Genomic DNA, 21,902 nt, shown 5'->3' on the forward strand with positions numbered 1-21,902 from the left:
TCAGGTCCTCTCCGTTTTGCTTAACCACATCTCATCCATACCGCCCCCTCGAATTTGCATCGGGTAGACATGCTCACTGCCATCGACGGTGACATCAACAAACACCAGCCGGTGGTTGCGCACATGTTCCAGTGCTTCCCCCAGTTTGCTTTCCAGCTCATCCGGATGATTTATCTGGATACCAATATGCCCATATGCTTCAGCAAGACGAACAAAATCAGGTAGCGACTGCATATAAGACTGCGAATGACGCCCGGAATAGATCATGTCCTGCCACTGTTTCACCATGCCGAGATAGCGGTTGTTAAGGTTGAGTACCAGCACCGGCAGCTCATATTGCAGCGCCGTCGACAGTTCCTGGATATTCATCTGAATGCTGCCATCCCCGGTGACGCACACTACCGTTTCATCCGGCAAAGCCATTTTCACCCCTAACGCCGCAGGTAAACCGAATCCCATGGTGCCGAGGCCGCCTGAGTTGATCCAGCGGCGCGGTTTATCAAACGGATAGTACAGCGCAGCAAACATCTGATGCTGACCAACGTCAGAGGTCACATATGCATCCCCTTTTGTCAGACGCCAGATGGTTTCGATCACCGCCTGCGGTTTAATACTTTCGCTTTGAGTGTCGTATTTCAGGCACTGACGGGCGCGCCAGTGCTCAATCTGTTGCCACCAGTCACGGTTATCGTCCAGCGGCTGCTGCGATTTCTCCTGCTCCAGCAGCTCAAGCATCTGATCCAGCACCAGGAGAGCATCACCCACGATTGGAATATCCGCAGTCACGGTTTTTGAAATAGAGGTGGGGTCGATATCGATATGTAACACGGTCGCATTCGGGCAATATTTTGCCAGATTATTGGTTGTACGATCGTCAAAGCGCACGCCGACGGCAAAGATCACATCGGAATGATGCATGGTCATGTTTGCTTCATAAGTACCGTGCATGCCCAACATGCCCAGCGCCTGACGATGCGTTGCCGGAAACGCGCCTAACCCCATCAGCGAGGAAACAACTGGCAGATTAAGTGCTTCAGCGATCTGGCCCAACGGCTCATGGCAGGCGGCATTAACGGCGCCACCACCCACGTACACAACCGGTTTTTTAGCCGCGACTAACGTCTGCAGAGCACGTTTTATCTGCCCTTTATGTCCAGTTGTCGTCGGATTATACGAACGCATGCTCACCGACTCCGGCCAGCTATAAGGCAGTTTCTTAGCTGGATTCAGAATATCCTTCGGCAAGTCCACAACCACAGGACCAGGGCGACCGCTTGCGGCCAACCAGAAGGCTTTCTTCAGCACCTGAGGTATATCTTCCGTTTGCTTGACCAAAAAGCTGTGTTTTACCACCGGACGAGAAATCCCCACCATGTCGCACTCCTGAAAGGCATCGTAGCCAATCAGAGAGGTAGCCACTTGCCCGGAGAGGATCACCAGCGGGATGGAGTCCATGTACGCCGTTGCGATACCCGTGATCGCATTGGTTGCTCCCGGCCCTGAGGTGACCAACACAACGCCCACTTCCCCCGTCGCACGTGCCAGACCATCGGCCATATGGACCGCTGCCTGCTCATGGCGGACCAGCACATGATCAATACCACCGACCGTATGCAAAGCATCATAAATATCGAGGACTGCGCCCCCAGGATACCCGAATACCTGCTTCACACCCTGATCGATGAGCGATCGGACGACCATCTCGGCTCCAGACAACATCTCCATGGCTTGCCTCCACTCTTATAATGAATAACGGTTTAACAACACATTAACCGCTGACGATAAGGCATGGCAATTAACACCGAAGTGGTGGTGTAACAGCGGATAAGAATAAAACGGAGGAAAGAATCGAATAAACGGAGAATTAAACCAGTATAAGCAAATGAAATGACAAATAATCGCTTAAAAATGAGCACTTACAGCGATTACTCTATTTTTTCACCCTCCCAGGCAAAAACCGAAAGCAGATTTCAGCATAAAATTTCAAATAAAAATAAAAAAGCAGAATAAACCAGACGCGTCATCGGATTTACTCTGCCATAGGTCACTGCTTACAGATGGAGACTAACAGCTCTTCCATCCATTGATGTCCTTTATCCCGACCTGCGGCTTCATGCCAGGAAAGATAACAAGTCCGGCTATTCAGTTTTAACGGTAGCGGTAATATTTGCAGTTCTAAAGCCTCGGAGAACTCTTCAGCTAACCAGCGTGGCGCAATAGAAACCAAATGAGTTTGGGATACGATATTCAGTACGCTGATTAATGCCATTCCCTGATAAGCCACGCAGGATTGTTTATCTGGTGTGTCATACCACGGCTGGCTGAAAGATGCGAAGCGATCGAGCGAAACCACGGCATGTTGTTCATTATAGACATCACTCTCGAGTAATGGACCGCTAATGCGCGGGTGTTTTTTACTTGCGACTAACACCATCTCATCATTGAATAACGGAATGCTGGTGAATTCAGGACGGCGGAATTCTTCATAGCTAATAACAAACTCTGTTTCCTGATACCGTAATTGATGTTCTGTATTTTGGTTGAGCGATGATTTAAATACAACATGAATATTAGGTGCAACTTGCTCAATGCGATTGTAAATCAATGACGTGAGGATATTATCCAATGGGCTACAGACGCAGAGATTAAATACACGTGAGCTGCTGGCGGGTTCAAAACCGGACCCTGGCAGTTCATTCTGCACCAATTGCAGCGCCTGACGAATAGAGCCAAATAGCTGAAAAGCCCGTGCAGTGGGCTGGATGCCTCGGCCATAGCGCACAAAGAGCTCATCATTAAACATAACTTTCAGACGCGCGACTGCGTTGCTGACTGCAGGCTGCGACATACCCAGAGAATGCGCTGCGCGAGTAATATTCTGTTCTTGCATCACCGCATCAAAAACGGTTAATAAATTAAGGTCAACCATGCGCAGCTGCGGTTTCCCCATCTCTAAAATATTAGATTTATCTATTATTTTTTCTTCTGGCATATTTAACTCCACTGTCACTCAAAACTCCCTTTTCCCAGACGGAGCTCAGAAATAACCTCCGCTAATATGATTTACCATGCATATAAAATAAGAAAAAGGGAAAGCATTAAAATTAGGAAAACATAAAGACCCTGGCCTGAATGAACAAAAACCAATGCGAGCGCAGTGGGGCAGAGGTCGCTGCACGATGATTCATACGTTTAAATGTCGAAAACAATATAAACATAACCATGACAAATACACAATCATGCACGAAGTGAATGTATATTTAAGATTTAATTAAATGTTTATATCATTAACACCGCGATGCTTAACATTTATTTATCAATCATTTTTCCCACGGCACCTCAAATCTATTCAGAATTAATATAAAAACCAATAAATCATAAAGATAGAAAATCCATCCACAAGTTATCTCTTCAATATGCCGTTACAATAGCTGAAAACAAATATGCTCAAATATGTCAAATCGTGAAAGTATGTAATCCACACGCTGATTTATTTTATACAACCATAAAAATTCAGCACAATTCGCTCAAAGTTCAGGAGATTTTTTCCGCCGAGTGGGGGCATTTGTGGGGGATGGGGTTGACATCAATCTTCATATCCAGTACCACTAAAAGCATATCGCATTCGCCTGGAGCTTGATTGATGACTTACATTGCTCGTTTTAACGGTCTACTACTACTAAACGCATTCTCATTGCGCGGTAGACTGGTGGACGACATTCAGCATTAAGTCAGCTCCAGTTAAGACAAAAACCCGCGCCATTGCGCGGGTTTTTTTATGCTCGAAGCAAGGCGCCCTAAACACCAAGGACTTAAACCATGAGCCAGCAAGTCATTATTTTCGATACCACCTTACGCGATGGTGAACAGGCGTTACAGGCAAGCCTGAGTGTGAAAGAAAAACTGCAGATAGCTCTGGCCCTCGAGCGTATGGGCGTTGACGTGATGGAAGTGGGTTTCCCGGTCTCTTCTCCAGGTGACTTTGAGTCCGTACAAACCATCGCTCGTCAGGTTAAGAACAGCCGCGTGTGTGCCTTAGCACGCTGCGTAGAAAAAGATATCGACGTTGCCGCGGAATCGCTGAAGGTCGCTGAGGCTTTCCGCATTCATACCTTTATCGCCACCTCGCCGATGCATATCGCGACGAAATTACGCAGCACGCTGGATGAAGTGATCGAACGAGCAATCTATATGGTTAAGCGTGCGCGTAATTATACAGATGACGTGGAGTTCTCATGTGAAGATGCGGGACGTACTCCTATCGCCGATCTGGCCCGCGTGGTCGAAGCCGCCATTAACGCCGGTGCCAAAACCATCAATATCCCTGATACCGTCGGTTACACCATGCCATTTGAGTTTGGTGGAATCATTTCTGGCCTGTATGAACGCGTACCGAATATCGATAAAGCCATCATCTCCGTGCACACCCATGATGATTTAGGTCTGGGCGTTGGCAACGCGCTGGCGGCCGTTCACGCCGGTGCTCGCCAGGTGGAAGGCGCAATGAACGGTATCGGCGAACGCGCCGGTAACTGCTCACTGGAAGAAGTGATCATGGCGATCAAAGTACGCAAAGATATTCTGAACGTACAGACCCGCATTAATCACCAGGAAATTTGGCGTACCAGTCAGTTAGTCAGCCAAATCTGCAACATGCCTATCCCGGCCAACAAAGCGATTGTCGGTAGCGGCGCGTTTGCCCACTCTTCCGGTATCCATCAGGACGGTGTGCTGAAAAATCGTGAAAACTACGAAATCATGACGCCTGAATCCATCGGCCTGAACCAGGTACAGTTAAACCTGACCTCCCGTTCCGGACGCGCTGCGGTAAAACACCGTATGGACGAGATGGGATATAAAGAAAATGAATACAACCTGGACAACCTGTACGACGCCTTCCTGAAACTGGCGGACAAAAAAGGTCAGGTATTTGATTACGACCTGGAAGCGCTGGCCTTTATTAACAAACAGCAAGAAGAGCCAGAGCATTTCCGTCTGGATTACTTCAGCGTGCAGTCCGGCTCAAATGACATCGCCACCGCCTCCGTCAAGCTGGCCTGCGGTGAAGAAGTGAAAGCCGAAGCGGCGAACGGTAACGGCCCGGTCGATGCCATTTATCAGGCCATCAACCGTGTTACCGAATACAACATTGAACTGGTGAAATATAGCCTGACCGCCAAAGGGCACGGTAAAGATGCGCTGGGTCAGGTGGATATCGTCGCCAACTATAACGGTCGCCGCTTCCACGGCGTCGGTCTGGCAACGGATATCGTCGAATCTTCCGCGAAAGCGATGGTCCATGTGCTGAACAACATCTGGCGCGCTGAAGAAGTCGAAAAAGAATTGCAACGCAAAGCTCAGAACAACGAGAACAACAAGGAAACCGTGTGATGTCGAAGAATTATCATATTGCTGTTTTGCCGGGTGACGGTATTGGCCCGGAAGTGATGGCGCAAGCCTTGAAGGTACTGGACGCAATCCGCAACCGTTTTAACATGCGCATTACCACCAGCCACTACGATGTGGGTGGTGCGGCCATTGATAACCACGGCCAGCCGCTGCCGCCAGCGACGGTTGAAGGCTGTGAGCAAGCTGATGCCATTTTGTTTGGCTCCGTTGGCGGCCCGAAATGGGAACATCTGCCGCCTAACCAGCAACCCGAGCGTGGTGCACTGCTGCCGTTGCGTAAGCACTTCAAATTATTCAGTAACCTGCGTCCGGCGAAGTTGTACCAGGGGCTGGAAGCCTTTTGCCCGCTGCGCGCCGACATTGCAGCTAACGGTTTCGACATCCTGTGCGTACGTGAACTGACCGGCGGGATCTACTTCGGTCAGCCAAAAGGCCGCGAAGGCAGCGGACAACATGAAAAAGCGTTTGATACCGAGGTTTATCACCGTTTCGAGATCGAACGTATTGCGCGTATCGCGTTTGAATCCGCTCGCCAGCGTCGCCGTAAAGTCACATCGATTGATAAAGCGAACGTACTGCAAACATCGATTCTGTGGCGCGAAATCGTCAATGAAATTGCGAATGAATATCCGGACGTTGAACTGGCGCATATGTACATCGACAACGCGACGATGCAATTGATCAAAGATCCCTCCCAGTTCGACGTGTTGCTGTGCTCTAACCTGTTTGGTGACATTCTGTCTGACGAATGCGCCATGATCACGGGCTCAATGGGGATGTTGCCGTCTGCCAGCCTGAATGAGCAGGGTTTTGGCCTGTACGAGCCCGCTGGCGGTTCTGCACCCGATATCGCAGGGAAGAATATTGCCAATCCTATCGCGCAAATCCTGTCGCTGGCGCTGCTGTTGCGTTACAGCCTGGATGCCAATGATGCGGCAACCGCCATTGAGAGCGCCATCAACCGCGCATTAGAAGAAGGTATTCGCACCGGTGACTTAGCCCGTGGCGCTGCCGCAGTCAGTACCGATGAGATGGGCAATATCATCGCTCGCTACGTCGCTGAAGGGGTGTAATCATGGCCAAGACGTTATACGAAAAATTGTTTAATGCGCACGTCGTCTTTGAGGCGCAAAACGAAACCCCGCTGTTGTATATCGACAGACATCTGGTGCATGAAGTGACCTCTCCGCAGGCGTTTGATGGGCTGCGTGCGCATGGCCGCCAGGTGCGCCAGCCGGGTAAAACCTTTGCCACCATGGACCACAACGTTTCGACACAAACGAAAGACATTAACGCCTCCGGCGAGATGGCGCGTATTCAGATGCAGGAATTGATCAAAAACTGTAATGAATTTGGCGTCGAACTGTACGACCTGAATCATCCGTATCAGGGGATCGTCCACGTAATGGGGCCTGAACAAGGCGTGACGTTGCCGGGTATGACCATCGTCTGCGGCGACTCCCACACCGCCACCCACGGCGCGTTCGGCGCGTTGGCCTTTGGTATTGGCACCTCTGAAGTTGAACACGTGCTGGCGACGCAGACCCTGAAACAAGGGCGCGCCAAAACCATGAAGATTGAAGTCAACGGTAAAGCAGCCCCTGGTATTACCGCCAAAGATATCGTGCTGGCGATTATCGGTAAAACCGGTAGCGCGGGCGGCACCGGGCACGTGGTTGAGTTTTGCGGCGAAGCCATTCGCGAACTGAGCATGGAAGGCCGTATGACCCTGTGTAACATGGCCATTGAAATGGGTGCCAAAGCGGGTCTGGTCGCACCGGATGAAACCACCTTTAACTATGTGCAAGGGCGTTTACACGCACCGAAGGGCGAAGATTTTACCCACGCGGTTGAGTACTGGAAAACGCTGAAAACCGACGATGGTGCCACCTTTGATACCGTCGTCACCCTGCAGGCAGAAGAGATCGCGCCGCAAGTCACCTGGGGAACGAACCCGGGTCAGGTCATCTCGGTAAACGATAATATTCCCGACCCGGCATCATTTACCGATCCGGTGGAACGCGCATCGGCTGAGAAAGCGTTGGCTTACATGGGATTAAAACCGGGCATTCCGTTAACAGAAGTTGCTATCGATAAAGTGTTCATCGGTTCCTGCACCAACTCGCGTATTGAAGATTTACGCGCCGCAGCGGAAATCGCCAAAGGCCGTAAAGTCGCACCGGGCGTACAGGCGCTGGTGGTGCCGGGTTCTGGTCCGGTGAAAGCGCAAGCGGAAGCAGAAGGTCTGGATAAGATTTTTATCGAAGCTGGGTTTGAATGGCGTTTACCGGGCTGTTCGATGTGTCTGGCGATGAACAATGACCGCCTGAATCCGGGTGAGCGCTGTGCCTCCACCAGCAACCGTAACTTTGAAGGCCGTCAGGGCCGTGGTGGTCGCACGCATTTAGTCAGCCCGGCCATGGCCGCCGCAGCCGCCGTTACCGGTCATTTTGCCGACATTCGCAGCATCAAATAAGGAAACTACCATGGCAGAGAAATTTACCCAGCATACCGGCCTGGTTGTCCCACTGGATGCCGCCAACGTTGATACCGACGCCATTATTCCCAAACAGTTTTTGCAGAAGGTGACGCGTACCGGTTTTGGCGCCCATCTGTTCAACGACTGGCGTTTTCTGGACGAAAAAGGTCAACAGCCTAATCCTGAGTTCGTGCTGAACTTCCCGGAATATAAAGGCGCGTCCATTCTGCTCGCGCGGGAAAACTTTGGCTGCGGCTCTTCTCGCGAACATGCGCCGTGGGCACTGACCGATTACGGCTTTAAAGTGGTGATCGCCCCAAGCTTCGCCGACATCTTCTACGGTAACAGCTTCAATAACCAACTGCTGCCGGTCACCCTGAGTGATGCGCAGGTGGATGAACTGTTTGCGCAGGTGTTAGCCAATCCAGGCATTAAATTTGAAGTGGATCTGGAAGCGCAGGTGGTGAAAGCGGGCGATAAGTCTTACAGCTTTAAAATCGACGACTTCCGCCGTCACTGCATGCTGAATGGTCTCGACAGCATCGGGCTGACGCTGCAGCATGAAGCGGCCATCACCGAGTACGAAAACGAGCAGCCAGCGTTTATGCGCTAGTCTTTTGTTATACCGGATGCGCTGCGCTTATCCGGTCTACATATGCGCTCCAATTGTAGGCCGGATAAGGCGTTTACGCCGCCATCCGGCACTTTATAAATCAAACATCCTTCACCCGCCCGGTCATCACCAACGTAACCACTGAAATCGCCGCGATTACCCAGTAAACGGCAAAATGTCCGTAACTTTGCGCAACAGCACCCTGAATCACCCCCGCCAGAATGACGCCGGTCGAAATACTGTTGGTAAATAATGTGGTCGCTGAACCCGCGCGTCCGGGCATCAGATCCTGAAACCACAGCATCCCTATCCCAGCGACAATACCGATGAATACGGCGTTAAACAGTTGCAAAATAAGCAGAGCCGTATGGCTATGAAAGAAGATCAGCCCCAGATAAAACAGCACGCCGGCCGCCACGGCGACGATCATCATTCGCCGTTTACCAAAGTGCTTCACGTAGTAGCCCGCCAGAATCATCGCCGGAATTTCCAGCCCGGCAGCCGTCCCCATTAAAATGCCCGCCAGCTTATCGGGCAGCCCTAAATCCTGGCTAATCCACAGCGGCATATCGATGATGTACATGGTATTGCAGGTCCACATCAGCGTGGAGGCAATAAACAGCATCCGCACATTTTTGTCCTGCCAACCGCCGGTCTGTTCCAGCGGCACGTCAACGGACTGCTCCACCCGAGCGACAGACGGCAGTATCAGCGCAATCAGCACCAGGCTAATGGCAAAAATCCCTGCGGCAATGGAAAACATCGCCGTAAAGCCGTAATTCAGCGCCAGCATGAAGGCCAGCGGCGGTCCGATCACCCAGGCCAGCGAAAGCTGCGCACGCATCACCGAACTAAACATCACCACTTCACGCGCGGAGTTATCCGCATATTCCCGCGCCAGCGCAAACAGCTGCGGCATGGCGGTATTCGCCAGCGAGGCCAGCAGCACACCGCAGGTGATCAACGTGAGATAATGGCGATTAAACGCAAACAGCAGCGCGTTGCCAATCGCCATCAGGCAGCAAAACATGATCAGCTTGCGCCGATCGCCCTGGCTGTCGGATCGTTTTGCAAGCCCGAGGCTAACCACGATCCCGGCAATCGCATTGACGGTGTAAAACAGCCCGACCCAAAATGGTTGCGCCCCGACTTCGCGGCTCAGGAACAGGCTCAGCGTGGGGGCCTGCAACGCCCCTGCCACGCCCATCATAAAAGCGACCAGCATAAATGCCGCGTAAACGCCATTGAGGCGCCGTCCCATGGTCATAATCCAGAGCATTGTTATCCCTATTGGCTGGGCTGATACGAAAAAAGCCAGCAGAAAAAATCTGCTGGCGGGTGATTTTACACCAATACTCAGTCACACATGATGTCTGCAATGCGTAATTCAGAGGTCAGGCTGTCACCTCCCACTGCATCAGTTCTTCGAGCATCTTTAAGCGCTGCGGTGCGCTCAGGCAAGCCAACCAGGACGTTTTTTCCGTCGCGGTAAAGTACTTCAACCAGAATTGACGCATAGATGACCCCTTCGTTGTCTCATCGCTTCATCGGAATCTATTATTGGCTTAATATAGGGATAATAAAATTGCTGAGTTTTTCGCAGGAGTTCCCCTTTTATGTCTTCTGGTCGTTTGCAACAACAGTTCATCCGTCTGTGGCAATGCTGTGACGGCAAAACGCAAGACACCACGCTGAACGAGCTGGCAGAGCTGCTTAGCTGCTCGCGCCGCCATATGCGTACCCTGCTTAATACCATGCAGGAGCGCGGTTGGTTAACGTGGGAAGCCGAGGTTGGACGCGGTAAACGCTCACGCCTGACATTCCTCTACACCGGGCTGGCGCTCCAGCAGCAACGCGCAGAAGACCTGCTGGAACAGGATCGCATCGATCAACTGGTGCAACTGGTCGGTGACAAAACGGCCGTACGGCAAATGCTGGTTTCCCACCTCGGCCGCAGCTTTCGTCAGGGTCGGCATATCATGCGCGTTCTCTATTATCGTCCTATGCGCAACCTGCTACCTGGTACGGCGCTACGCCGCTCCGAAACCCATATCGCCCGACAAATCTTCAGCGCCTTACTTCGCGTAAATGAGGAAAATGGGGAACTGGAAGCGGACATTGCCCATCACTGGCAGCAGATTTCACCTTTACACTGGCGATTCTTCCTGCGCCCGGGGATCCATTTTCATCACGGTCGTGAGCTGGAGATGGACGATGTGATCACCTCATTGACCCGCATTAACACGTTGCCTCTGTACTCGCACATTACACAAATCGTCTCTCCCACGGCCTGGACGCTGGATATCCATCTGTCCCAGCCCGACCGTTGGCTTCCCTGGTTATTGGGGCAAGTCCCCGCCATGATCCTGCCGCGAGAATGGGAAACGCTGAATAACTTCTCCAGCCACCCGATTGGTACTGGCCCATATGCGGTGATGAGAAACACCAATAACCAGCTGAAAATTCACGCATTTGATGATTACTTTGGTTACCGGGCGCTGATCGACGAAGTGAACGTTTGGGTGTTACCTGACATCGGCGAAGAGCCAGGCGGCGGTTTGACGCTAAAAGGTCCCACAGAGGATGAAAAGGCGATTGAAAGTCGCCTCGAAGAAGGTTGCTACTACCTGCTGTTTGATGCACGATCCCACCGCGGCGCAAATCAGGAGGTCCGCGAGTGGGCTAGCCGCGTACTCTCGCCAACCCATTTAATTTGCCACGCCGACGAACAGTATCAGCGACTGTGGTTCCCCGCCTACGGCTTACTGCCTCGCTGGCATCACGCCAGACCCGGCCATGGTGAAAAACCAGCCGGGCTGGAAACGCTGACTCTCACTTACTATCGCGATCACATCGAACACCGGATTATCGCGCAGATCATGAAAACGCTGCTGGCTGCGCATCAGGTGCAGTTGACTATTCAGGAGATCGACTACGATCAATGGCATGCGGGAGAAATCGTCAGCGATATCTGGCTAAACAGCGCCAACTTTACCCTACCGCTGGACTTCTCGCTGTTCGCCCATTTGTGCGAAGTCCCGCTGCTGCAAAACTGTATCTCACGGGACTGGGAAAACGATGCGGCTCGCTGGCGAACGGGCGAAATGAGCCTGGCAGCATGGTGCCAACAGCTGCTCGCCACCAAGGCCATTGTGCCATTAATCCACCACTGGCTGATCATTCAGGGACAGCGCAGTATGCGCGGGTTACGCATGAATACCCTCGGCTGGTTTGATTTTAAATCGGCGTGGTTTGCTCCGCCGGATCCTTAATTGCTGCTAAGCAACAAAATCATTACACTAACGCCGTTCTCAACGGGGTGCTAAATAAAAACATACGCAAAATCATTCGATCTGCGTATGGGCTGAGAGATACCCGTCGAACCTGATCCGGATAATGCCGGCGAAGGGATTTGAGGCTTATCTCAAGTCCTTTGCCACCCAACTCTTGAGGTGCAAAGTGTTTAAAAAATGTCTTCCGCTTTTACTGCTGTGCGCAGCGCCTGTCTTCGCCAAACCTGTACTGACCGTCTATACCTACGACTCGTTCGCCGCTGACTGGGGCCCGGGCCCAACAATCAAAAAAGCCTTTGAAGCTGACTGCAACTGTGAATTAAAACTGGTCGCGCTGGAAGATGGTGTTTCATTGCTTAACCGCCTGCGCATGGAAGGAAAAAACAGCAAAGCCGACGTTGTACTCGGTCTGGATAACAACCTTCTGGAAGCCGCCACACAAACCAAACTGTTTGCCAAAAGTGGTGTAGCAAACGACACCGTTAACGTACCCGGCGGCTGGAAAAACGGTACCTTCGTTCCGTTTGACTACGGCTATTTCGCCTTCGTTTATGATAAGAACAAGCTGAAGAATCCGCCCAAAAGCCTGAAGGAACTGGTTGAAAGCGACCAAAAATGGCGCGTCATTTATCAGGATCCGCGCACCAGCACGCCGGGTCTGGGTCTGCTGCTATGGATGCAGAAAGTCTATGGCGATAAAGCGCCAGAGGCGTGGCAGAAACTGGCAGCCAAAACCGTCACCCTCACCAAGGGCTGGAGCGAAGCCTACGGCCTGTTCCTGAAAGGTGAAAGCGATCTGGTGCTCAGCTACACCACCTCTCCGGCCTATCACATCATCGCCGAGAAAAAAGACAACTACGCCGCCGCTAATTTTAGCGAAGGCCACTATTTGCAGGTGGAAGTCGCCGCCCGTACCGCGGCCAGCAAGCAGCCGGAACTGGCCGAGAAATTCCTGAAGTTCATGGTGTCTCCGGCATTCCAGAATGCGATTCCGACCGGCAACTGGATGTATCCGGTGACGCAGGTCGCCCTGCCGTCAGGATTCGAGCAACTGACTAAGCCAGCCACCGCGCTGGAATTTACGCCGCAGCAGGTTGCAGCTCAACGCCAGGCATGGATTAGCGAATGGCAACGCGCCGTCAGCCGTTAATCCCCGGCTGGCTGGTTCCAGGGCTTTCAGCTGCCACATTGATGGTGGCTGTCGCGCTGGCCGCGTTTCTGGCGCTGTGGTTTAACGCCCCGCAGGGAGAATGGCTCTCACTGTGGCAAGACGACTACCTGTGGCACGTGGTGCGCTTTTCTTTCTGGCAGGCTTTTTTATCCGCAGTGCTGTCGGTTGTCCCGGCGATTTTCCTTGCCAGAGCGCTCTATCGTCGCCGTTTTCCAGGACGTCTGGCGCTGCTGCGTCTGTGCGCAATGACGTTAATCCTGCCGGTGCTGGTCGCGGTATTCGGTATTCTTAGCGTCTACGGTCGCCAGGGTTGGCTGGCCTCGCTCTGGCAAGTCTTCGGGCTAGAGTGGACGTTTTCACCGTACGGCTTGCAGGGCATTCTGCTGGCGCACGTCTTTTTCAATCTGCCGATGGCCAGCCGCCTGCTGTTACAGTCGCTGGAGAATATTCCCGGCGAGCAGCGGCAGTTAGCCGCTCAGTTAGGTATGCGCGGCTGGCATTTCTTCCGTTTTGTTGAATGGCCGTGGCTGCGTCGTCAGATCCTGCCCGTCGCAGCACTCATCTTTATGCTGTGCTTCGCCAGCTTCGCCACCGTTTTATCGCTGGGCGGTGGGCCGCAAGCTACCACCATCGAACTGGCTATCTATCAGGCGCTGAACTTTGATTACGATCCCGCCCGCGCAGCCATGCTGGCGTTGATCCAGATGATTTGTTGTCTGGCACTGGTGCTGCTCAGCCAACGTTTGAGCCGCGCCATCGCCCCCGGCACCACGCTGGTTCAGGGCTGGCGGGATCCCGACGATCGTCTGCACAGCCGTCTGGCTGACTTAATTCTGATTGTTCTCGCTCTGTTGCTGTTGCTTCCGCCGTTGCTGGCGGTGATTGTCGATGGCTTAAACCGCCATGTACTGGATGTTCTTAGACAACCCGTACTGTGGCAGGCGCTGGGAACCTCGCTGCGCATTGCGCTGGCGGCAGGTGCGTTGTGCGTCATACTCACCATGATGCTGTTATGGAGCAGTCGTGAACTTCGTGCCCGACAGCAGATGCTGGCAGGTCAGATGCTGGAGTTGAGCGGCATGATGATCCTCGCCATGCCGGGTATCGTGCTGGCAACCGGCTTCTTTCTGCTGCTCAATAACACTATTGGGCTTCCCGAATCTGCCGACGGCATTGTCATTTTTACCAATGCGCTGATGGCGATCCCTTATGCATTGAAGGTGCTGGAAAACCCAATGCGTGACGTCACTGCGCGCTATAGTATGTTGTGCCAGTCGTTGGGCATTGAGGGATGGTCGCGCCTGAAAGTGGTTGAACTGCGCGCCCTGAAGCGCCCGCTGGCACAGGCGATGGCATTTGCCTGCGTGCTGTCGATTGGCGATTTTGGCGTAGTGGCGTTATTTGGTAATGAGGATTTCCGCACCCTGCCGTTTTATTTATATCAGCAGATTGGCTCTTATCGCAGTCAGGATGGCGCGGTTACGGCGTTATTACTGCTGATCCTGTGCTTTACGCTGTTTACCGTTATTGAGAAATTGCCGGGTCGAAATGTTAAAACTGATTGATATCACATGGCTTTATCACCATTTGCCCATGCGCTTTACGTTGTCGGTCGCGCGCGGTGAGCAGGTAGCGATACTCGGGCCAAGCGGCGCCGGGAAAAGTACGCTTCTGAATCTGATTGCCGGCTTTCTGACACCTGCCAGCGGCACGATGATGATTGCAGGTGAAGATCACACCACCACACCGCCCTCTCGTCGCCCGGTTTCGATGCTGTTTCAGGAAAACAACCTGTTCAGTCATCTGAACGTGCAGCAAAATATCGGCCTGGGCCTGAATCCAGGATTGAAGCTGAACGCATCGCAGCGGGAGAAAATGCTCCATATCGCCCGGCAAATGGGTCTTGATAACCTGCTGGACAGGCTTCCGGGCGAGCTTTCCGGCGGGCAGCGACAACGTGTGGCGCTGGCGCGTTGCCTGGTGCGCGAACAGCCTATTTTGCTACTTGATGAACCGTTCTCTGCGCTTGACCCTGCGCTGCGCCAGGAGATGTTAACGCTGGTGGCTGAGGTCTGTCGCGATAAGCAACTTACGTTGCTGATGGTTTCGCACAGCGTAGAAGATGCGGCGCGCATTGCGACGCGTTCGATTGTGGTCGCCGACGGGCGCATCGCCTGGCAGGGCGATACGGACGATCTGTTAAGCGGTAACGCTAGCGCCTCGGCGCTATTGGGCATTAAAGCATAATGCGTTGCCGGATGACGGCGTGAACGCCTTATCCGGCCTACATAATGTGCGACCTGTAGGCCGGATAAGGCGAAGCCGCCATCCGGCAAAGGAATCGTCAGTAACCCACGACTTTACGCAGAATATCGATATACACCGGCATCAGTGGATGTCGCAGCAACGCCACCAACGCAACCACACCGATCCCGAGCGTCAACGGCGCCAGATACAGCAAACGGCTGCGGGGGAAATACGCCGTTAAGCGATCGACAGCCGCTTTGCCACTGCGCCATAGCCGCCAGCAAAACCAACCGCCTACCCACAGCAGTAGCGCCGTCGCCAGCAGCAACCATTTGAAATCCCCACTCTGCATATCAGCAGGAATATCAATTGCCGCCCCCGCCAGGATCCCCGGCAGAAAATAGAACGGCGGCCACAACACGCAGCCGATGATATTGGGCACAATAAATTTCGCGACAGGCAGATCCAGCATGCCCGCCACCATCGGCACCAGCGGTCGCGTCGGACCAACAAAACGTCCCACCAGAATAGTAAACATGCTGTGCTGATGCAGCGCGTGCTCGGTTTTATCCAGCAATGCCTTGTTCTTTTTCATGAACGACCAACGGTGCAGCGGCTTTTTAAAGCGCCAGCCCAGCCAGAAGGAGATCCAGTCCCCCAATAAGCAACCAATGATGCCCGCAAGCCAGGCATGCCAGAAGTTCAGTTCGCCACTGCCAATCAGCGCCCCCAGCCCGGCCATCATCACGGTACCGGGCAGGATCAGGCCAACCAGCGCCAGCGACTCCAGAAAGGCCACCAAAAGTACGGCGATCAGAGAGTACAGGGCGGACTGGAGAATAAAGTGTTCCAGCAATGCTTGCATAATGTGTCCGTCAGATTTACGAAGCAGGGATTCTGCTAACCCTTCTCAACTTCGTCAAGCCATCAATTGTCTGAATAGATTGCGAGTTATGACAACTTTCAGGACACATCATTCACTTTTTATTCACATCCGGCGCGAAACTCGCTCGGACTGGCACCGGTACATTTTTTGAAAACGCGCGAGAAATAGAGCTGGTCGTCGAAGCCAACATTGCGACCCACCGTAGCAATAGGCATACGGGTGGTACTTAGCAATAGCTTGGCCTGGCTGATACGCTGATCCTCGCGCCAGCTTAATACGCTGATGCCCAACTGTTGGCGGAACAGATGCGACAACCGGGACGGTGACAGGCAGACATGCTGCGCAACGCTGGCAATATCAAAATTACTGTCCGCCAGATGATCGCTGATGTACTGGCAGGCATCGCGCACGCGATTGTCCATGGGTGGGTGCAGCGATTCATTAATGGCGTCCATACGTCTGAGCAATAATTGCTCCAGCAGGTTTATCGCCAACAGTTCGGAATAGCGCCCTTCCCCCTGTCCGGCATGAATGATCTGTCCAAACAGTTCGTTAAAATGCGGCTGGTGCGCTTCATCCGGGCGGAAAAAACCGGTCTGGGCAAAGATTGCCGGCCAGGCCAGCCACTCCTGCCAGTAGGCGCGCGGGCGAAAATAAACCCACTGGTGATACCACTCGCTGGCGTCAGGATGGCGTCCGTAGTGGTGAATTTCTCCGGGAGGAAACAGCAAAATATCCCCAGGACGACAGACAAACTGCTGGCCCTGATTATTGATAACCCCCTCGCCACGGATGGTGAGATTGAGGATGTAGCCCTTCATCCCCAGCGGCCTGTCGATAAAAAAATCCAGGTATCCGTTCGCCTCAATGGGGGTTAATCCGGCCACCAAATGCGCGTTAAACGAATAACCTGGCAGCAGGGGATCGTTTTGCGTTTCAGCCATAATTTCAATACTCCCTATGTCCTGCCAAGAAACAATTTGTCCATATTACGCCAGACATAATCGCTGTCGCCGCTGCGGGCCGCTGTGTTTGCGGTAATGGACCATCAACCCCGCTTGTGAAAAGCACTTTGTAAAAAACATGTCCCAAGCCAACCTCAAAATCGGCTAACAAAAGTGTCTATAACTACGGCAGAAATGTCCACATTGATTATTTGCACGGCGTCACACTTTGTGATGCCACAGCATTTTAATCCATAAGATTAGCGGATCCTGCCTGACGGTTTTTATCCCTGGTCACTACTGTTTATCCATACCCGTATTTTTGGATGGAGTAAAACGATGGCGATTACAATTGGCCTCGATTTTGGTAGTGATTCAGTACGCGCGTTGGCAGTGGAATGCGCCACCGGTGAAGAAATCGCCACCAGCGTAGAGTGGTATCCACGTTGGCAGGAAGGGCAATATTGTGATGGCCCGAACAACCAGTTTCGCCATCATCCGCGCGACTATATTGAATCGATGGAAGCGGCGCTGAAAACCGTGCTGGTCGAACTGAGCGCTGAACAGCGTGCGGAAGTGGTCGGGATCGGCGTTGACAGTACCGGCTCAACCCCGGCGCCCATCGATGCAGACGGTAACGTACTGGCACTGCGTCCGGAGTTCGCTGAAAACCCGAATGCCATGTTTGTCCTGTGGAAAGATCACACCTCAGTCGAAGAAGCCGAAGAAATCACCCGCCTGTGCCACACACCGGGCAAGATCGATTACTCCCGCTATATCGGCGGTATTTATTCCAGCGAATGGTTCTGGGCCAAAATCCTGCATGTGACCCGCCAGGATGATGCGGTTGCAGAGGCTGCGGTTTCATGGATTGAGCTGTGCGACTGGGTTCCGGCCCTGCTCTCCAATACCGTACGCCCGCAGGATATTCGCCGCGGACGCTGCAGCGCCGGACACAAATCCCTGTGGCATGAAAGCTGGGGCGGTCTGCCGCCAGCCAGTTTCTTTGATGAGCTCGACCCCATCCTCAACCGCCATCTGCCATACCCAATGTTTACCGATACCGTCACGGCCGACCTGCCGGTTGGCACCCTGTGCGCCGAGTGGGCACAGCGCCTGGGGCTACCGGAAAGCGTGGTGATTGCAGGCGGCGCTTTTGACTGCCATATGGGCGCAGTCGGCGCGGGCGCACAGCCCAATACGCTGGTAAAAGTCATCGGCACCTCAACCTGCGACATTCTGATTGCCGACAAACACAGCGTCGGCGAACGCGCGGTGAAAGGCATATGCGGCCAGGTTGATGGCAGCGTAGTGCCTGATTTTATTGGCCTCGAAGCTGGCCAGTCCGCTTTCGGCGATATCTATGCCTGGTTTAGCCGCGTACTGAGCTGGCCGCTGGAGCAGCTTGCCGCGCAGCATCCGGAGCTGAAGACCCAGATTAAAGCCAGCCAAAAACAACTGTTGCCAGCGCTCACCGAAGCCTGGGCGAAAAATCCGTCGCTGGATCACCTGCCGGTGGTACTCGACTGGTTTAACGGTCGCCGTACGCCCAATGCCAACCAACGTTTGAAAGGGGTGATTACCGATCTCAATCTGGCCACCGACGCACCAGCGCTGTTCGGTGGGCTGATTGCCGCCACGGCCTTTGGCGCGCGCGCAATTCAGGAATGCTTCACCGAACAGGGCATTGCGGTTAATAACGTGATGGCGTTAGGTGGCATCGCCCGCAAAAACCCGATCATCATGCAGACCTGCTGTGACGTGCTGAACCGTCCGCTACAAATCGTTGCTTCCGACCAGTGCTGCGCACTCGGTGCGGCTATCTTCGCCGCCGTAGCCGCTAAGGTCCACGCGGACATTCCCGCCGCCCAACAAAAAATGGCGAGCGCCGTAGAAAAGACGATGCAACCTCGCCCAGACCAGGCTCAACGTTTTGAACAGCTTTACCGCCGCTACCAGCAATGGGCAGTAAGCGCTGAACAACAATACCTTCCGACTGCCATGCCGGCGCAAAAAACACCGGTAAACCAGGCAACCCTGACACATTAAGGACACGACAATGACGATTTTTGATAACTATGAAGTGTGGTTTGTGATTGGTAGCCAGCATCTGTATGGCCCTGAAACCCTGCGTCAGGTAACCCAACATGCCGAGCACGTCGTTAACGCACTGAATACTGAAGCTAAACTGCCCTGCAAACTGGTCTTAAAACCGCTGGGTACCTCGCCTGACGAAATCACCGCTATTTGCCGTGACGCCAACTATGACGATCGCTGCGCAGGGATGGTGGTCTGGCTGCATACCTTCTCGCCGGCGAAAATGTGGATCAACGGCCTGGCGATCCTCAACAAACCACTGATGCAGTTCCACACCCAGTTTAACGCCGCCCTGCCGTGGGACAGCATTGATATGGACTTTATGAACCTGAACCAAACCGCGCACGGCGGTCGTGAGTTCGGCTTCATCGGCGCACGTATGCGTCAGCAGCACGCCGTGGTCACCGGTCACTGGCAGGACAAACAGGCACACGAACGCATCGGATCCTGGATGCGACAGGCCGTGTCCAAACAGGACACTCGCCATCTGAAAGTCTGCCGTTTTGGCGACAACATGCGCGAAGTTGCGGTCACCGATGGCGATAAAGTTGCCGCGCAGATCAAATTCGGCTTCTCGGTAAACACCTGGGCCGTGGGCGATCTGGTGCAGGTCGTGAACGCAATTAGCGACGGCGAAATCAACGCACTAATCGATGAGTATGAAAGCTCTTACACCATGACGGCGGCAACGCAAGTCCACGGTGAAAAACGTCAGAACGTCCTGGAAGCCGCCCGTATTGAACTGGGGATGAAGCGCTTCCTGGAACAGGGCGGATTCCACGCCTTCACCACCACATTTGAAGATTTACACGGCCTGAAACAGCTCCCGGGTCTGGCCGTACAGCGTCTGATGCAGCAAGGCTATGGCTTTGCTGGCGAAGGCGACTGGAAAACCGCCGCTCTGCTTCGCATCATGAAGGTGATGTCAACCGGTCTGCAGGGCGGCACCTCATTTATGGAGGATTACACCTACCACTTCGAGAAAGGCAACGATCTGGTACTTGGTTCGCACATGCTGGAAGTGTGCCCGTCCATCGCGGTGGAAGAGAAACCGATCCTCGACGTACAACACCTCGGCATTGGTGGTAAAGACGATCCCGCCCGTCTGATCTTCAACACCAAAACCGGCCCGGCCGTGGTTGCCAGCCTGATCGATCTCGGCGATCGCTATCGTCTGCTGGTTAACTGCATCGACACCGTACCAACCCCACATGAGCTGCCGAAACTGCCGGTGGCAAACGCACTGTGGAAAGCCCAGCCGGATCTGCCAACCGCATCTGAAGCCTGGATCCTTGCCGGAGGCGCGCACCACACCGTGTTCAGCCACGCGCTGGATCTGAACGACATGCGTCAGTTCGCTGAAATGCACGATATCGAGATCGCGGTGATCGATAACGATACCCGCCTGCCAGCCTTTAAGGACGCGCTGCGCTGGAACGAAGTGTATTACGGCTTCAAACGTTAACAACTGCCGGATGACGGCGTAAACACCTTATCCGGCCTACAAGAATGTGCGATTTGTAGGCCGGATAAGCGTAGCGCCATCCGGCAAGATTCATCGGAGAGCATCATGTTAGAAGATCTCAAACGTCAGGTACTGGAAGCCAATCTGGCGCTGCCTAAGCACAATCTGGTCACCCTGACCTGGGGCAACGTTAGCGCCGTCGATCGCAAACGCGGCGTATTTGTGATTAAACCATCCGGTGTCGATTACAGCGTCATGACTGCCGACGATATGGTCGTTGTCAGTATCGCAACAGGCGAAGTGGTGGAAGGCCAGAAAAAACCCTCTTCTGATACACCAACGCACCGCCTGCTGTACCAGGCATTCCCGACGATTGGCGGCATTGTTCACACCCATTCTCGTCACGCAACCATCTGGGCGCAGGCGGGCCAGTCAATCCCGGCCACGGGTACAACGCATGCGGACTATTTCTATGGCGCCATCCCCTGCACGCGTAAAATGACCGACGTCGAGATTAACGGCGAATATGAATGGGAAACCGGGAATGTGATCGTCGAAACCTTTGAGAAACAGGGGATTGATGCCGCACAGATGCCTGGCGTATTGGTGCATTCTCACGGTCCGTTTGCGTGGGGAAAAAATGCCGAGGATGCAGTACATAACGCGATTGTGCTGGAAGAAGTCGCCTATATGGGGATTTTCTGCCGCCAACTCGCACCGCAGTTACCGGATATGCAGCAAACGTTGCTGGATAAACATTACCTGCGTAAACACGGTGCTAAAGCCTATTACGGTCAGTAAAAAAAATACAAGCGCGTCCGGAAACAGCGACGCGCTCTCTTATTATTCGGTTATATATTCCGCAAACGCACTTCGATACACACAATTATTAGCACAAACGTATTTAATCACATTATCGTAATGTCCCAGTGCCTCTTCGCCATCCAGCGAATGAAAGAAAATATAATCTGCAATTGTTGACTGCCAGCGCTGGCCATTCAACAGATAATTAATAACCGTATCACGATGCCCATTTATTCTGTCCTGTCCCTGCCAGTGAAAGAAGGCATTCCCACGCTCAATAACCTCAGTACGCCAGATTTGTCCTGACCATGTTCTATACTCAATGTAGTGACTTACCGACTTAATGGTCGGGTTAGATAGCTGAGTATTAACAAATAAATAGTGATCATATCCCACCTGTAACGCCTGAGTATAAACATTCATAATACTACTCCATCACACAACGCACCCAAGCTATTGATATAAAGCATCCTAGCTACCAGATAAATATAAAT

The 21,902-nt window shown here is 53.1% G+C and carries 18 protein-coding genes and 1 riboswitch; of the genes, 11 read left to right on the forward strand and 7 right to left on the reverse strand.

The genetic code is table 11. From position 1 onward, the window contains the following. Both ilvI and leuO read right to left on the reverse strand, forming a co-directional pair. On the reverse strand, positions 1 to 1,725 hold the full coding sequence (gene ilvI / locus HV041_RS16430; RefSeq protein WP_121584194.1) for an acetolactate synthase 3 large subunit: 1,725 nt from the start codon (positions 1,723 to 1,725) through the stop codon (positions 1 to 3). Between the two features lie 319 nt (positions 1,726 to 2,044). Beyond that, complete coding sequence (gene leuO, locus HV041_RS16435; RefSeq protein ID WP_121584193.1) at positions 2,045 to 2,992, reverse strand: transcriptional regulator LeuO; 948 nt, start codon at positions 2,990 to 2,992, stop codon at positions 2,045 to 2,047. Between the two features lie 827 nt (positions 2,993 to 3,819). On the opposite strand from leuO, the gene leuA reads away from it, so the two are divergent. Genes leuA through leuD form a run of 4 tightly spaced genes read left to right on the forward strand, consistent with a single transcriptional unit; the run spans position 3,820 to position 8,501 of the window. Next, a complete protein-coding gene (gene leuA, locus HV041_RS16445; RefSeq protein WP_048212702.1) occupies positions 3,820 to 5,391 on the forward strand; it encodes a 2-isopropylmalate synthase in 1,572 nt (523 codons plus the stop codon). After that, positions 5,391 to 6,482, forward strand: coding sequence for a 3-isopropylmalate dehydrogenase (gene leuB, locus HV041_RS16450; protein WP_048212703.1), 1,092 nt, complete (start codon positions 5,391 to 5,393; stop codon positions 6,480 to 6,482). The genes leuA and leuB overlap by 1 nt, the downstream gene beginning before the upstream one ends. 2 nt (positions 6,483 to 6,484) lie before the next feature. Beyond that, complete coding sequence (gene leuC, locus HV041_RS16455) at positions 6,485 to 7,885, forward strand: 3-isopropylmalate dehydratase large subunit (protein WP_048212704.1); 1,401 nt, start codon at positions 6,485 to 6,487, stop codon at positions 7,883 to 7,885. 10 nt (positions 7,886 to 7,895) lie between these two features. Beyond that, complete coding sequence (leuD, locus tag HV041_RS16460) at positions 7,896 to 8,501, forward strand: 3-isopropylmalate dehydratase small subunit (RefSeq protein ID WP_048212705.1); 606 nt, start codon at positions 7,896 to 7,898, stop codon at positions 8,499 to 8,501. 100 nt (positions 8,502 to 8,601) lie between these two features. Here leuD and HV041_RS16465 read toward each other — a convergent pair whose 3' ends face one another. Beyond that, a complete protein-coding gene (locus HV041_RS16465) occupies positions 8,602 to 9,780 on the reverse strand; it encodes a sugar efflux transporter (protein WP_048212706.1) in 1,179 nt (392 codons plus the stop codon). 115 nt (positions 9,781 to 9,895) lie between these two features. Beyond that, a complete protein-coding gene (sgrT, locus tag HV041_RS16470) occupies positions 9,896 to 10,018 on the reverse strand; it encodes a glucose uptake inhibitor SgrT (RefSeq protein ID WP_048212707.1) in 123 nt (40 codons plus the stop codon). Positions 10,019 to 10,117: 99 nt separating this feature from the next. Between sgrT and sgrR the strand changes: the two genes are divergently transcribed. From sgrR to thiQ, 4 genes are all read left to right on the forward strand, one after another. Further along, positions 10,118 to 11,773: an HTH-type transcriptional regulator SgrR gene (sgrR, locus tag HV041_RS16475; protein ID WP_086523579.1), complete on the forward strand. Its 1,656-nt coding sequence runs from the start codon at positions 10,118 to 10,120 to the stop codon at positions 11,771 to 11,773. A gap of 33 nt (positions 11,774 to 11,806) precedes the next feature. Then, positions 11,807 to 11,930: riboswitch (TPP riboswitch) on the forward strand. Between the two features lie 30 nt (positions 11,931 to 11,960). Then, on the forward strand, positions 11,961 to 12,944 hold the full coding sequence (gene thiB / locus HV041_RS16480) for a thiamine ABC transporter substrate binding subunit (protein ID WP_121584192.1): 984 nt from the start codon (positions 11,961 to 11,963) through the stop codon (positions 12,942 to 12,944). After that, on the forward strand, positions 12,920 to 14,530 hold the full coding sequence (gene thiP / locus HV041_RS16485) for a thiamine/thiamine pyrophosphate ABC transporter permease ThiP (RefSeq protein ID WP_121584191.1): 1,611 nt from the start codon (positions 12,920 to 12,922) through the stop codon (positions 14,528 to 14,530). The genes thiB and thiP overlap by 25 nt, the downstream gene beginning before the upstream one ends. After that, complete coding sequence (thiQ, locus tag HV041_RS16490; RefSeq protein WP_101741373.1) at positions 14,514 to 15,212, forward strand: thiamine ABC transporter ATP-binding protein ThiQ; 699 nt, start codon at positions 14,514 to 14,516, stop codon at positions 15,210 to 15,212. Before thiP ends, thiQ begins: the two co-directional genes overlap by 17 nt. Before the next feature lie 97 nt (positions 15,213 to 15,309). On the opposite strand, the gene HV041_RS16495 is transcribed toward thiQ, so the two are convergent. Together HV041_RS16495 and araC are read right to left on the reverse strand one after the other, a co-directional pair. Further along, positions 15,310 to 16,077: a DedA family protein gene (locus HV041_RS16495; protein ID WP_061067229.1), complete on the reverse strand. Its 768-nt coding sequence runs from the start codon at positions 16,075 to 16,077 to the stop codon at positions 15,310 to 15,312. A 119-nt stretch (positions 16,078 to 16,196) separates the two neighbouring features. Continuing rightward, entirely contained in the window at positions 16,197 to 17,042 is an 846-nt protein-coding gene (gene araC, locus HV041_RS16500) for an arabinose operon transcriptional regulator AraC (RefSeq protein WP_048212712.1), read from the reverse strand. 339 nt (positions 17,043 to 17,381) lie between these two features. On the opposite strand from araC, the gene araB reads away from it, so the two are divergent. The 3 genes from araB (at position 17,382) to araD (ending at position 21,405) form a co-directional block, all read left to right on the forward strand. Continuing rightward, entirely contained in the window at positions 17,382 to 19,091 is a 1,710-nt protein-coding gene (gene araB / locus HV041_RS16505) for a ribulokinase (protein WP_121584190.1), read from the forward strand. Between the two features lie 10 nt (positions 19,092 to 19,101). Next, complete coding sequence (araA, locus tag HV041_RS16510) at positions 19,102 to 20,604, forward strand: L-arabinose isomerase (RefSeq protein ID WP_121584189.1); 1,503 nt, start codon at positions 19,102 to 19,104, stop codon at positions 20,602 to 20,604. A 105-nt stretch (positions 20,605 to 20,709) separates the two neighbouring features. Continuing rightward, the gene (araD, locus tag HV041_RS16515; RefSeq protein ID WP_048212715.1) at positions 20,710 to 21,405 is read left to right on the forward strand and encodes an L-ribulose-5-phosphate 4-epimerase; all 696 of its coding nucleotides are present in this window, start codon (positions 20,710 to 20,712) and stop codon (positions 21,403 to 21,405) included. A gap of 42 nt (positions 21,406 to 21,447) precedes the next feature. Here the strand turns inward: araD and HV041_RS16520 are convergent, their stop codons facing one another. After that, on the reverse strand, positions 21,448 to 21,831 hold the full coding sequence (locus tag HV041_RS16520) for a DUF4751 family protein (RefSeq protein WP_048212716.1): 384 nt from the start codon (positions 21,829 to 21,831) through the stop codon (positions 21,448 to 21,450). Between the last annotated feature and the right edge of the window lie 71 nt (positions 21,832 to 21,902).

Origin of the sequence: Citrobacter sp. RHBSTW-00029 (genome assembly GCF_014104295.1) — a bacterium.
GTDB lineage: Bacteria > Pseudomonadota > Gammaproteobacteria > Enterobacterales > Enterobacteriaceae > Citrobacter > Citrobacter youngae.